The sequence below is a fragment of the Kitasatospora sp. NPDC005751 genome (genome assembly GCF_040630835.1).
Taxonomy (GTDB): Bacteria; Actinomycetota; Actinomycetes; order Streptomycetales; family Streptomycetaceae; genus Kitasatospora.
Genome location: NZ_JBEXYC010000009.1, coordinates 130,571 through 144,032, shown reverse-complemented (window position 1 = coordinate 144,032; position 13,462 = coordinate 130,571). Strand labels below are relative to the sequence as shown.

The window sequence follows — 13,462 nt, the reverse complement described above, 5'->3', positions numbered from 1 at the left end:
CCGTGGCACGCGGTTCGACGTTCGATCAAAATGCCATGCACACCTCAGCTTGAACGCCCGTCATCAGTACTTCACTTCAGTCGAGGAACACCCAGGGGGACGCCCAATGACGCAGCAACCGGCCGCCACCGTCACCACCGACATGGTCACCGTCACCGACCTCACCCACAGCTTCGGCACCGGCGACCGCACCGTCCACGCCCTGCGCGGCGTCTCCTTCACCGCCCGGCGCGGCGAACTCACCGCCCTCAAGGGCCGCTCCGGCTCCGGGAAGACCACCCTCCTGAACCTGGTCGGCGGCCTCGACACCCCCACCGGCGGCACCATCACCCTCGACGGCACCGACCTCGCCGGCCTCGACGAGAACCAGCGGCTCGCCCTGCGCCGCGACCGCATCGGCTTCGTGTTCCAGTCCTTCGGCCTCATCCCCGTCCTCACCGCGAGCGAGAACGTCGGGATCCCGATGCGCCTGCGCAACGTCCCGACCCCCCAGCGCGAGGAGCGCGCCCGCACCCTCCTCGCCCTCGTCGGCCTGAGCGACCACGCCAACCAGCGCCCCGCCGAACTCTCCGGCGGACAGCAGCAACGCGTCGCCATCGCCCGGGCCCTGGCCAACCAGCCCGACCTCATCATCGCCGACGAACCCACCGGCCAACTCGACTCCGAGACCGGCCGCGCCATCATGGAACTGCTGCGCGCCGTCGTGCGCAGCGAAGGCGTCACCGCCCTCGTCGCCACCCACGACCCCACCCTCATGGAACTCGCCGACCACGTGATCGAACTCCATGACGGCCGGATCACCGAACCCACCCCCTGACCCGGCGGGTCGGCCCTTTCGGGGCAGCGGACCGTGCCCGGAGAGGCACGGCCCGCTGCCCGGCCGGCCCCGGTCCACCAGCTCAGAGCGTCCTGAACGTCAGAGCACCCTGAACTCAGAGCACCCTGAGCGCGGACTCGCAGGCGCGGCACCGACGGGTCCGCTGGGACGGCGGGTACCAGGGCTGCCCCGGCCCGGACGGCCGGTAGTTCTCGCGCTCCAGGTCGCCCGTGCCGATCCCGCAGAACGTGACCGGCCCCGGGTCCTCCGGCACCTCCGGGTCGGCCGGGGCCGCGTGCACCCAGCGGATCCGGGCGCCCACGTCGACCTCTCCCGCGTCCAGCACCTCCGTGGACGGCTCCAGCTCGACCAGTACGATCACTCCGCTCATACCTCGACCCTGCCCCCGCCCCGCACCGGCCGCATCCCGACCGCCGGGGCGGCGCCCGGAATCCCCGCCGGAGCGAATACCCGAATCCGGAGCCGGACCCGCCGGAATCCGCCCCGCACCGGAATTCCCGCGGGCCCGGACAAGGCGGAGCGCATTCCGAAGTACGGCGGCTTGCAATTCCCGGACCGCACCGCCGAGCGGCCGAAATCCCCCGCCACCAGGGCCTCACCGCGGAACACCCGGTCCGTCGCCGGGAATCACCCCCGCCCCGGGAAAACGCTCTCCCCGGACGGGAGCGCGGGGCGCCGGACGGCGGCGGACCGGGCATTCCTCAGGCGCGCTGCCGGTCGATCTCGGCCTGGGCCTGCCTGGCCGCGTCGGCGAGGATCTGCGCCGCGTCTCCCCCGCCGACGACCTTCACGGCGGCCGCCGCGAACAGGGTGTTCACCGTGCTGTTCCACAGGGCGGGGCTGTACCTGCCGCACTTGGCGGCCAGGTCGACGGCCTCCTGCGCCGTACCCCCGCGCAGTTTGTCCGTGCTCGCGGCCGGCCAGCCACCGGCTGGCCGGCTGGGACAGCGTGTTCAGCCGTTCGGCCCACGACGACGTGCAGGGTGCGCGGGCCATGGACGCCTTCGACGCGGTCGAGTTCGATGCCGCTGGTCGCGGAGGGGCCGCTGATCCAGGCGGTCGGCCGCACCGGGTCGAGCAGACCCATCGCGTCGGGGACGTCGGGAACGATCTGGTCGGCACCGACCACGCAGACGTGCGGGTCGGCGTCGTCCTCCCGGACGGGCCCCGCGGGTGACGCCCGCCCGCTCGCTCGGCGGCGGCATCACCGCTCCGGGATGCGGCCGCACATCACGTTGCCGGGCTCCGCCGGGTCGGCGCTGATCCAGAACTGCGCCCACAGGAGCGCGAACTCGGCCCGGCTGAGGTACCCGTCACCGTCCAGGTCGAGCAGTTCGAAGACGTCGTCGGTCGCCACGCTCCGGCCGTGCCAGATGTCGACCAGACTGCGGTGCTCGGCGCGCGAGATGCGGCCGTCCCCGTTCTCGTCCACGGCGTCGAAGACGGTGTCGGCCGTCGCCGTGACGACCTCGCGCAGGGCGGGGAGCCGGTCGACGAGCGCCAGGAACTCGTCCATGTCGACCGTGCCGTCGTGGTCGGTGTCGGCGACCGTGCGCAGGTGGTCCCACCAGCCCGTCATGAGCGCCTCGACCCTGGCCCTCAGCCCCGCGTCCCGCTGGACGGCCGGCAGTCGGCTCCACCGTTCCGCCAGGGCCCCGAAGACGCTCTGCCGCAGGCAGCCGTCCCCGTCCGTGTCGAACGCGGCGAAGACGTTGCGGAGCTTGCGCTGCTGGAACTCGCTGGCCATCGACGGACCTCCCCTGTGCCGAACCGCTGCCGTACCGAAACCGCTGCCGTACCGAACCGCTGCGCCACCACGCGTGGCGGCAGGATGGTGACGATAAGCGGCCGCAGCGGGCACCCGCCGGACTTCGGCGAAGAACCGGAGAATCCCGGCAGATCCATCGCCACCTGTGCTAGAAGCCGCCCCGCCCGGGGAGTTGAGCGACCCTTGGGCCGGGGTACGTGCCGGGGACGGCGCTCGGCCGGGCGGGGAAGGAGCAGACTGTGTCGGAGCAACGGCGGTCCGTCCTGCGGTACACCTGGCGCGGGAGCGAACGGCTGGCGACCGAGGTCGTCGCCTACGGCGTCGAGGGCGAGCCGCTGCCCGGCCGCCCGGGTGTGCCCCCGTGGGAGGCCGTCGGGGGGCGCACCACCGACCGGGTGCGCGTGACGGTGACGGACGACGAGGTGCGCCGCTGGCAGGACGCGCTCGCCGCCTACGTCCACGCGGTCGATTCGGCCTCCGCCCGGCTCAGGGAGGTCTGGGCGAAGGTTTCCCGCCGGGGCGCGCTCAGGAGGGTTCCGGGAGCCCGTCGGCGCGGGGCGGCGCGCCTGGGCCGCGCCGAGGAGGTGTACACCGCCCACCTGGCGGCCGCCACCCTGGCCTACCGTCCGGTGCGTCAGGAGGTCGAGGCACGCGTCGCGGTGGCGCGGGAGGAGGAACGGGCGGTCCGCGCTCGCGAGCGGGACCGCGCGGAGGCCGCACGGCTGGCCCACATCGCCGCTCTGCGGCAGTGGAAGCAGCGGTGGACCGACCTCGCCCGGGCGGCGGACCTCCGGACGTGGACCTGGCGCTACGAGGAGCAGACCCTCCTCGTCCTTCCCCAGGACGCCGGCCGGCCCGGGCAAGCGGCGCTGACCGCGCGCGAGGTGGCGAAGCTCCTCGTCGTACTGGCCGGACGCGGGTGCACCCGGGTGGAGTGGGAGCGGGAGGCCCGCCGCTCGGTGGAGGAGATCGTCGGCCCCGGGCAGTTCCCCGCATGGTGGCGGGACGTGCTGAGCGCGACGGTGAACACCCGGACCCGGGAGGCGGCGGAGCAGGAGATCACGTCCACGGCCGAACGGCTGGGCGCCGCCCTCGACACGGCCGGCCGACCCGGCATGCGGGTCTTCACCGTGGGCAGCCGGCAGTCCGTGTCCGGCTGGCACCTCGCCCTCGACCGGCCGCCGCGCCTCACCCGGCCGGGCGTCGAGCTGCCGGTCGTCCCCTCGGAGCCCGCCAATCGCGGCTGGAGACTCTGGAACTACGACGGCAGGGTCCTCCCCTACGACACGCTGACCCTGACGCTCGACCGGTCGCGGCGCGATCCGGTCGGCTTCGCCGAGGTGACGAAGGAGACCGTCTACAGCACCTTCACGCGCTCGGTGTGGTACCGCCGGACCCCGGCTCAGTTCGCCCGGTCGTTCCTCGACGACGAGGCCAGGCACTACAGCCCCTGGCACGAGAACGACCTGAGGTTCCGCCTCGCCGACCACGCGGACGCCCGCGAGTTCGTGCCCTACGTCATGGCGCTCGCAGGCATGGTGACGTCCGCCCTCCTCGGCGTCGCCCAGCACCACGGTGTGGTGGAGGGTGTTCGACAGCGGTAGGCCGTCAGCGGTCCGCGGGTGCCTTCGGTTCAGACCGTGCGGGCCGGGGAGCCGATCGCCACCTGGCGCAGGAGTTCGTCGTTGCCGCCGGTCCGCTTCAGCCGGTCCAGGAGCAGCTCGGCGGCCTGCTGGACGTCGAGAGCGCTCAGCGCCCGGCGCAGGGTCCACGCCGCGGGCGTGCGGGCGTGGCCGAGGAGGAGCTCCTCGCGGCGGGTGCCGGAGGCCTTGACGTCGACTGCCGGGAAGACGCGCTTGTCGGCGAGACGGCGGTCGAGTCGGAGTTCCATGTTCCCGGTGCTCTTGAACTCCTCGAAGATCAGGTCGTCCATCCGGGAGCCGGTCTCGACCAGGGCGGTGGCCAGGATGGTGAGCGAGCCGCCGTTCTCGGTGTTGCGGGCCGCGCCGAAGAGCTTCTTCGGGAGCTGGAGGGCCGCGGCGTCGATGCCGCCGGTGAGGGTGCGGCCGTTGGCGGGGGCGGCGGAGTTGTGGGCGCGGGCGAGGCGGGTGAGGGAGTCGAGCAGCACGACGACGTCGTGGCCGAGTTCGACCAGCCGCTTGGCGCGCTCGACGGCGAGTTCGGCGAGCGCGATGTGCTCGCGGGCGGGCCGGTCGAAGGTCGAGGCGATGACCTCGCCCCGGACCGAGCGCCGCATGTCGGTGACCTCCTCCGGACGCTCGTCGACCAGGACGACCATCAGGTGCGCCTCGGGGTGGTTCCGGGCGATCGCCGCCGCTATCGACTGCACGACCATCGTCTTGCCCGCCTTCGGAGGTGCCACGATCAGACCGCGCTGGCCCTTGCCGATCGGGGCCACCAGGTCGACGGCCCGGCCGATCAGCTCCCGCGGACCGGTCTCCAGGCGCAGCTGCTCCTGCGGGTACAGCGGCGTCAGTTCGTGGAACGCGGGCCGGTGCCCGGCCCCGTCGACGGTGCGGCCGTTGACGGTGTCGATGCGGGTCGATGCCGGGCGGACGGTGCCGCCCCCGCGCGGGGCGGGCGTGCGCGGGGCGGTCGCGCCGGTCAGCACGTCGCCGGTCCGCAGGCCGAGTGCGCGGACCTGGTTGGCGGGCAGGTGCACGTCGGTGGGCCCGGGGAGGTAGCCGGAGGTGCGCAGGACGGCTTTCCCCTCGCGGATGTCCAGCACGCCGGCGACCGGTACGAGGTCGCTGTCCGCGGCGGCGGCCGGCTGCGCGGGCCGGCTGCCCCGGCGTTCGGTGGCCGCGGGCCGGGAACCGGACGCCGGCACGGGTGGCCGGCCGGGAGAGCGCTTGGCGATGATCGCCTCGACGAGTTCGTCCTTGCGCAGCCGAGCGGCGCCCGGAACGCCCAGGGCGGAGGCGAGTTGGTGGAGGTCGGTCTTCAGCAGGCCGTCCAGCGGCGCGGGGGTCGACGGTTCGGTGGTGGTGGTCACGAGAAGGTACTCCTGTGCTGTCGGATGATGGCGAAGGGTGAGGGGCGCCGGGCGGCCCCGGTGGGGCGGCAGGAACCGGCGACGAGCTGGTCGGCCCGGCGGGGCGCCGGAGCGGGCTGCGGCGGTGCTCGGGCGGGACACGCAACCCCGGCGCGGCCACGAAGGGGCCGGGTACACGAAGGGGCTGGGCAGGGGAAGTTGGCTGCCTGCCGGGCGGGCACCAGTCGGGTGCCGGCGATGCGTCGGGCAGGAGACCGCCGGAAGAAGCGGTTGGTATGACGGGATCCGGGCCGCTACGGCGGGGACTCCGGTGTGCAGTGGCGCCTGGTTCCCGCACCCTGAGGGTGGGCTTCCAGCATCGCCATAGGCAGGGTAACACCTCGGGGCCTCGGCGTGACGCGGCATTCCGTGCCACCCGGCCACGGCGGCGGCACCGGGGTACCCGCTGCCGCCCGCCCCGGCCCGGCGTACCAGCTGCCCCCCGCCCCTGCGCGGACGGGTGCGGTGAGCTGGGCGCGCCGGCGTACCACCCACCCCTCGCCCCTCTGTTGACCGGCCCATGATCACTCTTAATGATCATGGGCGGTACAGTGACCTCCTGTATCGATGTGTCGACAGAGGGGGATACAGATGAAGGTCCGTACGACGGCGGGGCTGGCGGCGCTGGTCGTGGGCGCGTCGCTGCTCGGGGTGCCGATGGCAGCGGCCGAGGACACGCCGGTGGCGCTCACCACCACGTTCAACAACCCGGCAGGGCCGGCCGCCTCCCAGGACGCCATCCGCAACCAGCTGATCTCCCTGATCAAGCGCACGCCGACCGGAGCCGAGATCAACGGCTCGATGTACCTGTTCACCGACGGCGGTGTCAGCGCCGCGCTGATCGCGGCCAAGCAGCGCGGCGTGAAGGTCAGGCTCGTCGTGGACGGGGACGCCGTGCCGGCCTACGAGCCCGGCAGCAACCCGCCCAAGGCCACCGGGTCCGAGTACGCGACGCTCGCCGCGCCGACCGGCCTGGGCACCGACCAGAACGCCGACTCCTGGGTGCTGGCCTGTCCGGACACCCGCGGCTGCATCGGCAACCGGGCGCTGAACGACGACGACGACGGCGCGATCAACCACAACAAGTTCTTCCTGTTCTCCAAGGTCGGCAGCACCGAGAACGTGGTGTTCCAGACCTCTGCGAACCTCACCACCAGCCAGCGCAAGAACCTCTTCAACAACGCCGTCACCATCCCCGACGCCGGCTCCGGCCTCTACGCCGCCTACCGGACGTACTGGCAGGACCTCGTGACGTACGGCTCCGCCGGCAACGGCCTGGCGACGAACTACCTGAGCCAGCAGGCCGGCCCGTACAAGACGTACTTCTTCCCCCGCCAGGAGAGCGCGGGGACGGCCTACAACGACGACGCGTCCACCGACACCGTCGTCTCCCTGCTCGGCAACACGGACTGCGCGGGCGGCGCCACCCGGATCCGGATCGCCATGTACGCCTTCACCCGGGTCCAGGTCGCCGACAAGCTGGTCGAGCTGAAGAAGGCCGGCTGCCAGGTGGAGCTGCTGCACAACGGGGAGAGCGGCAACCTCGGCACCACCGTGAAGAACGCGCTGGCCGGCAAGCTCGACCTGGCCGCCCGCTGCTGGGGCACCGCGCCGAACGGCGACGGCACCACCCGGTCGATCGGCATCCACTCCAAGTACCTGCTGATCGAGGGCACCTACCTGGGCGCCGCCAACCGCAAGCTGGTGTTCACCGGGAGCCACAACTACACCTACCCGAACCTGCGGTCCCACGACGAGACCCTGCTGAAGATCGACGACCCGGCCGTCCACGACGCCTTCAAGGCGAACTTCGAGGCGATCAGGACGAGCGGAGCCTGCACCGCCTGGTGACCTGCCGCCGCACCGGCCGGCCGCGGGCAGCCAGGAGCGGCCGAGCCGACCGGTGCGGCCGGGTCTGCTGAGCGGTCGGCAGACCCCCGGCCGCACCGCGAAGGCAGCCGACCGGAATCTCCGACGGTGGGTCGACCGCGAACCTCGGTGCTCGGCGAAGAGCTCCGCCGAGGTGGGACAGCCCACGCACGGACGGCTTCGGCCAGGGTGATGCCAGGACCCCTGTGACCGCGCTCACCCCGCTCGTTCCGCCTCCACCGCCCGCCGCTGATAAGCCGTCACTTGTACGCTGTCGGCACCGGAAGTCAACGGAGGGGGCAATGATGACCAATCTGCCGACCACGGTCGACGGACTCGGAGGTCTTGCCGAGGAGGGCGCCATCGTTCTCGCCGGTGCCCTGGCCACGGGTGCGTTCGGTGTGGCCCGCGCGAGGATCGCCGCGATGTTCGGACGGCTGGGCCCGAACCACGAGGCGGGCGCGGAGACACAGTTGGACTCCGACCAGGAGCTCGTCCGTGACGCGGCCCCGGAGGAGCAGGACGAGGTCCGCCAGGACATCGCGCCCGTCTGGCGGCGCAGGCTCGCCCGTCTGCTCAGGGACTGCCCCGAGGTCGAGCCCGAGTTGCGCGACCTGCTCGCCGCGCTCCGCGAGGCGCTGCCCGAGGAGCGCCGGGGCTGGGTGCAGACGATCGTGGCCCGCGACAACGCCACGGTCTACGGCGCGCAGGGCGGGAACGTCATCCACTACCAGGGCGCCCACGCCCGTGAGGTGCCACCCCCGGACGGCGCTGCCGCGGACGGCGGGCAGGCCGAGGCGTGAGCGACGCCCGTACGGGACGCGCCGACGGGACCCCGCCCGACCGACAACATGCCACACCGCCCGGGCCGGCCCCACAGGCCCTGCCCGCCCAGCGGGTCCAGGGGGCCCGGCACGTCCAACACGTCCGTGCCGAGGGCGGCTTCGCCTACGGTGCCGTCGGCGCCGACATCCACGTGTTCGGTGACGGTACGCCGGTCTACCTGCTGCTGCGCCACCGGCGCCCGGCCGGTCCCGACCCGGCCTGGCTCAGGTCGCAGCCCAGCCGACTGCTGGACGCGCGGGCCGAGGTCGTCGACTTCACCGGCCGCGACACCGAGCTGGCGGAGCTACTGGCCTGGCGTGACGCCGAACCGAGGTTCGCGGTGCGGTGGCTGCACGGGGAAGGCGGCCAGGGCAAGACCCGGCTGGCCGGGCGGCTGGCCGAGGAGTCCGAGCGGGCCGGCTGGGTGGTCGCGGAGGCCGTCCACGGGACGGACACCCATCCGCCGGCCGACGGCAGCCAGGATCTGCGTCTCGACGGGAGCGCCGGGGTGCTGGTGCTGGTCGACTACGCCGACCGGTGGCCGCTGTCCGACCTGAGCTGGCTGTTCCACAACATGATGCTCCGGCAGCCGGTCCCCGCGCGGGTGCTGCTCATCGGCCGGTCGGCGGGCCAGTGGCCCGCGCTGCGGGGCAAGCTGGACCGGCTGCGGGAGAGCGTCCACACCTCCGACCAGCTGCTGCGGCCGCTCGCCGACGACGGACAGCTCCGGGGCGCGATGTTCGACGCGGCCAGGGACTGCTTCGTCCGCCACTACCCCGAACTCGGCGCCCCGGCCCCGATCCGGCCGCCCCGGGACCTGCGTCACGCCGACTTCGGGCTGACGCTGGCCCTGCACATGGCCGCCCTCGTCGCGGTGGACGCGGCGGCCTGCGGCCGCACGCCACCGACGGACATGATCGGCCTCACCACCTACCTGCTGGACCGCGAGCGCGAGAACTGGAGCCAGCTCCAGGAGAACAGCGGCCGGGGCCTGGACTACGGCACGCCCGACGAGGTGATGGCGCGGACGGTGTTCACGGCGATCCTCTCCGGGCCGGTCGCCCGCACGCGAGCCGTGACCGTCCTGGAGCGGGTCATGCCCGGCGTGCCCGTCGACCGGGCCCTGGCCGACCACGCCGTCTGCTACCCGCCGTCCGACCGCGGCACCGCGCTGGAGCCGCTGTTACCCGACCGGCTGGCCGAGGACTTCCTCGCCCTGCTCCTGCCGGGCCACCCCGTCACCGGCTTTCCCACGGACGCCTGGGCCACCGCTGTCCCCGCACGGCTGCTCACCGACGAACGCACGGCCTTCTGCGCGCCCCGCGCCGTCGCCTTCCTGGCCGCCGCGGCCGACCGGTGGCCGCATGTGGGCGGTACCGTGCTCTACCCCGTGCTGCGGGACCGGCCCGACCTCGCGCTCCGAGCGGGCAGCGCGGCCCTGAGCGGCCTCTCCGCCATCGGCGCCGACAGCGCCGACGGCGCCCACGGCCGCCCGATCGACCCGGAGCTGCTCACGGTGCTGGAGCGCGTGGAGCCGCTGCTGCCCGAGGGCGAGCACATCGACCTGGACGCCGGCGCCCTGGCCGTGGTCGAGCGGCTGACCGCGCACCGCCTGGACGGCCGCACGGACCCGGCCGAACGGGCCGGGCTGTACGGGACGTTGGGCAGGCGCCGGACCAACGCCGGCAAGTGGGGGCCCGCCCTGGCGGCGGCGGAGGAGGCCGCCAGGCTCAACCGGTGGCAGCAGGCCGGGAACGACCCCCGGCACCGGGCCCGGCTGGCGGACTCGCTGACCGAACTCGGCAACGCCCTCGCCCGGCACGGGCGCTGGAGCGAGGCGCTGTCGCAGTCCCAGGGCGCCACCGCCCTCCTGCGCGAGCTGGCCGAGCACGACCCGGGCCACCGCCCCGCCCTGGCCCGGTCGTTGACGGACCTCGGAGGACGGTTCGCCGACTGCGGCCGGGCGCGCGAAGCCCTCGACGTCGCCGAGGAGGCGACGGCCCTGCGCCGGCGACTCGCGGCCGAGGACCCCGAGCGACAGTCGGCCCAGCTGGCCCGGGCCCTCAGCGGCCTGGGCGCCCTGCGCCTGCGACAGGGCCACCGGGACGAGGCCGTGGCGGCGGCGGAGGAGGCGGTCGCCGTGCTGCGCGGGCTGGCCGCGGTCCGGCCGGGCGACCACCTCGGGGATCTGGCACGGGCGCTGGGCAGCCTGGGGCGGGTGCGGCTGGAGGCCGGACGCCGCGAGCGGGCCGTCGAGGCGGCGCAGGAGGCGGTCGGCCTGTTCCGGCGCCTGGCCGAGGCCAATCCGGCCGTGCACCGGCCGCATCTGGTGACCTCCCTGGTCCACCTGAGCGCGACGCTCCCCCGCCGGACCGAACACGGCGACCGGACCTCCGGGCCTGCCCTGACCGCGGCCGAGGAGGCCGTGGTCCTGGCGAGGGAACTCGCCGAGGTCGATCCCGCGATCCACCGGCGCGGCCTGGGCCGAGCCCTGGAGGCGCACGGCGACCGGCTGGCCGAACTCGGCCGACGGGACGAGGCCGTCACGGTGCTGCGCGAAGCCGCCGACCTCTATCAGGCACTGGGCTCCGGCGGCAGCACGGCTCCCTGGGAACTCACCGGCCTGCTGCGGCGGTTGGCGGCCCTGTACGGCGAGTCCGGGGCACCCGGCGACAAGGCGCACATGCTCCTCAACCTGAGCGCCCTGCCCTTCGGCGCGCCCGAGGAGCGCGTCGAGGCGGCCCGGCAGGCCGTCGAGCTGTACGCCGGGACGGACGAACGCGCCGCCGAGGCCGCCGCGCTGCTCAATCTGGGCACGGCGCTGGCCCGGGCCCGGCGGTACGCGGAGGCCGTGTCCGTCGGCCGGCGCGCCCTCGGGACCTCCCGCGAGCTGGGCTTCCGGGAGTTCGAGGCCGTGTCGCTCAGCAACCTGGCGGACCACCTGCGGCGCGCCGGGCGGTACGGGGAGGCGGTCGAGGCCGCCGACGCCGCCTGCACCCTCGACGAGGAGCTCGGCCGGGAGCACGGCCACCCCTTCTACACCCGCGGTGAGGCCCTCCTCCAACTGGGCCGGAACGAGGAGGCGGTGGTCGCCCTGGAACGGGCCGCCGACCTCTACGAGCGCACGGGCAGGCGGGAGTACGACGACAGCGGCGATCCCCTGGAAGAGGTCGACGCCCGGCACAGCCTCGGGACGGCGCTGTCGCGGAGCGGGCGACTCGCCGAGGCGACCACCGCGCTGCGACGTGCGGTGGCGCTCTACGAGGCCGCCGGAGAGCCCCGCCGGGCCAGGCAGGCCTCGCTCACCCTCTGCGCCAACCTGATCGGTTCGGGGCAACTGGACCAGGCCCTCCCCCTCGCCGAGCGACTGCTCGCCCGCTGCCGGGCGGCGGGCGACCGGGAGCAGGAGGCCGTGGCGCTCTCCCAGTACGGCGCCGTCCTCCTGGAAGCGGGCCGGGTCGACGAAGCCCTCCCGCTGTGCCGCGAGGCGGCGGCGGCGCTGAACGGCCCGACCAGGCCGGACGATCCCCGCCACCCGGCGGCGGCCTGGCACAACCTGGGCCGGGCCCTGGAGCGCTCCGGGCGGCCGTCGGAGGCCGTCGCACCGTGGCGCGAGGCCGCGCGGATGTGGGCGGAGCTCGGCGACCGCCGGTACGAGCGGGACGCCTGCTACGGGCTCGGCGTCGCCTGCTTCGCCCTCCACGACAACGCGGAGGCCGTCGACGCCTTCGAGCGGGCCGTGCGGCTGAGCCGGCGGACGGCCGACCGGTCGAGCGAGGCCGGGGCCCTGCTCGGCCTCACCGGCGCGCTGGTGGACGCGGAGGAGTTCGCCGAAGCGGTCGACGCCGGGCGCCTTGCCGTCGAACTGCTGCGGGAGTTGGGCCAACACGGCAGCGAAGGACTGGCGCTCGGTCAGCTGCACGACGCACTCACCCGGCTCGGCCGACCGGACGAGGCCACCGCCGCACTGGAGCAGGCGGCCGCCGCCCACCGCGCCGATCGCGACGCACGTGGCGAGGCCGCGGCACTCGTGCGGCTGAGCAACAGCCGGATTCGGGCGGGCCGTCCCGACGAGGCGATCAGCGGTGCCCGGCGTGCCGTCGATCTCTACGCGGCGGCCGGCGACCGGCTGGGCGAGGGGTCGGCGCTCTACAGTCTCGGCACCGCGCTGTCGGACGGCCGGCGCTTCGAGGAGGCCGCGGCGGTCAACGGCCGCTGCGCCGACCTGATGCGGGACCTCGGTGAGCTCTGGCGCGAGGGGTCGGCCCTGCTCAATCAGTGCTCCGCGCTCCAGGAGACGCAGCGGTTCGCCGCCGTGGCCGACGTGGCGGACCGGGCTGCGGCCGTCCATCGGACGATCGGCGACCGGCCCGGGGAGGTCAAGGCGCTGATCCTGCTGGCCATGGCGTCGCGGGAGACCGGCCGGGCCGAGGAGCGCCTCGCCGCCGCCGGCCGGGCCACGACGGTGCCGCTGGAGCTCGGCGACCCGCTCCGGGCGATGGCCTGGTTCGAGTTCGGCGCGGCGCTCCACCAGGCCGGGCAGCAGGAGCGGGCGGCCGGAGCCTTCACCGAGGCCGCCGCGTCGTACCGGGCCTCGGGCAACCCGCGCTCGGCCGCGACAGCGTGGCTGAACGCGGGCGAGATGCATCTGCGGATCGAGCAGTGGCCCCGGGCGGTCGAACCCTGCCGACAGGCCGCCATCCTCTTCGCGGCTCCCCCCGCCGACCACGGGAACGAGCTCACCGCCCAGGTCTCGCTCGGCAAAGCCCTGCTGGGAGCCGGTCACTACGTCGAGTCGACCCCGGTGTGGCGGCGGGCGGTCGATCTCGCTCGGACCCTGGGAGCGCGCGAGACCGAGGGCACCGCCCTGTTCATGCTCGGCGCGGTCCTGGTCGACCTCGGAGAACTGCAGGAGGGCATCACCGTCAGCCGCGAGGCCGCGGCGCTCCTCCAGGCCTGCGGTCTGCGCTCCCAGGCCGAAGGGGCGATCCGCAACATGCGGGTGGGACTGGGGAAGCTGCGCGGCGGGTGACCGGATCAGCTGGCCACGGCCTGCGGGCCCGGCGGTGTCGGTGAGCCGCGGCGTTGGGGAGCCGCGGCGGCAACG

8 protein-coding genes and 2 pseudogenes are annotated in these 13,462 nt (G+C 74.3%); 5 read left to right on the top strand and 5 right to left on the bottom strand.

Annotated elements, in window-relative coordinates; all coding sequences use genetic code 11:
* The first annotated feature begins 106 nt into the window (after positions 1-106).
* Entirely contained in the window at positions 107-817 is a 711-nt protein-coding gene (locus tag ABZ497_RS12405; protein ID WP_329485883.1) for an ABC transporter ATP-binding protein, read from the top strand.
* 115 nt (positions 818-932) lie between these two features.
* Here the strand turns inward: ABZ497_RS12405 and ABZ497_RS12400 are convergent, their stop codons facing one another.
* The 3 genes and pseudogenes from ABZ497_RS12400 to ABZ497_RS12390 form a co-directional block, all read right to left on the bottom strand.
* Complete coding sequence (locus tag ABZ497_RS12400) at positions 933-1,208, bottom strand: hypothetical protein (protein WP_329485884.1); 276 nt, start codon at positions 1,206-1,208, stop codon at positions 933-935.
* 597 nt (positions 1,209-1,805) lie between these two features.
* A pseudogene (locus ABZ497_RS12395) lies at positions 1,806-1,982 on the bottom strand (LUD domain-containing protein); the annotation flags it as partial.
* Between the two features lie 60 nt (positions 1,983-2,042).
* Positions 2,043-2,585 carry an EF-hand domain-containing protein gene (locus ABZ497_RS12390; protein ID WP_359804541.1) on the bottom strand — a complete coding sequence of 181 codons (543 nt, stop codon included), beginning with the start codon at positions 2,583-2,585 and terminating at the stop codon, positions 2,043-2,045.
* A gap of 260 nt (positions 2,586-2,845) precedes the next feature.
* Between ABZ497_RS12390 and ABZ497_RS12385 the strand changes: the two genes are divergently transcribed.
* Positions 2,846-4,210: a hypothetical protein gene (locus ABZ497_RS12385; protein WP_359804540.1), complete on the top strand. Its 1,365-nt coding sequence runs from the start codon at positions 2,846-2,848 to the stop codon at positions 4,208-4,210.
* 29 nt (positions 4,211-4,239) lie between these two features.
* Here the strand turns inward: ABZ497_RS12385 and rho are convergent, their stop codons facing one another.
* Positions 4,240-5,517 carry a transcription termination factor Rho gene (gene rho, locus ABZ497_RS12380; RefSeq protein ID WP_359804609.1) on the bottom strand — a complete coding sequence of 426 codons (1,278 nt, stop codon included), beginning with the start codon at positions 5,515-5,517 and terminating at the stop codon, positions 4,240-4,242.
* 3 nt (positions 5,518-5,520) lie between these two features.
* Positions 5,521-6,027, bottom strand: a pseudogene (locus ABZ497_RS12375) (hypothetical protein); the annotation flags it as partial.
* Between the two features lie 225 nt (positions 6,028-6,252).
* Here ABZ497_RS12375 and ABZ497_RS12370 point away from each other — a divergent pair.
* The 3 genes from ABZ497_RS12370 to ABZ497_RS12360 all read left to right on the top strand — a co-directional run bounded on the left by ABZ497_RS12370 (position 6,253) and on the right by ABZ497_RS12360 (position 13,387).
* Positions 6,253-7,512 carry a phospholipase D-like domain-containing protein gene (locus ABZ497_RS12370; RefSeq protein ID WP_359804539.1) on the top strand — a complete coding sequence of 420 codons (1,260 nt, stop codon included), beginning with the start codon at positions 6,253-6,255 and terminating at the stop codon, positions 7,510-7,512.
* Positions 7,513-7,832: 320 nt separating this feature from the next.
* Positions 7,833-8,333, top strand: a complete 501-nt coding sequence (locus ABZ497_RS12365; RefSeq protein ID WP_359804538.1) for a hypothetical protein — start codon at positions 7,833-7,835, stop codon at positions 8,331-8,333.
* On the top strand, positions 8,330-13,387 hold the full coding sequence (locus ABZ497_RS12360; protein ID WP_359804537.1) for a tetratricopeptide repeat protein: 5,058 nt from the start codon (positions 8,330-8,332) through the stop codon (positions 13,385-13,387). The genes ABZ497_RS12365 and ABZ497_RS12360 overlap by 4 nt, the downstream gene beginning before the upstream one ends.
* Positions 13,388-13,462 lie beyond the last annotated feature (75 nt).

Excerpts from the sequence above, each read along its gene's own strand:
- ABZ497_RS12405 (WP_329485883.1), top strand. The coding sequence starts at position 107 with ATGACGCAGCAACCGGCCGCCACCGTCACCACCGACATGGTCACCGTC.
- ABZ497_RS12400 (WP_329485884.1), bottom strand. The coding sequence starts at position 1,208 with ATGAGCGGAGTGATCGTACTGGTCGAGCTGGAGCCGTCCACGGAGGTG.
- ABZ497_RS12390 (WP_359804541.1), bottom strand. The coding sequence starts at position 2,585 with ATGGCCAGCGAGTTCCAGCAGCGCAAGCTCCGCAACGTCTTCGCCGCG.
- ABZ497_RS12370 (WP_359804539.1), top strand. The coding sequence starts at position 6,253 with ATGAAGGTCCGTACGACGGCGGGGCTGGCGGCGCTGGTCGTGGGCGCG.
- ABZ497_RS12365 (WP_359804538.1), top strand. The coding sequence starts at position 7,833 with ATGATGACCAATCTGCCGACCACGGTCGACGGACTCGGAGGTCTTGCC.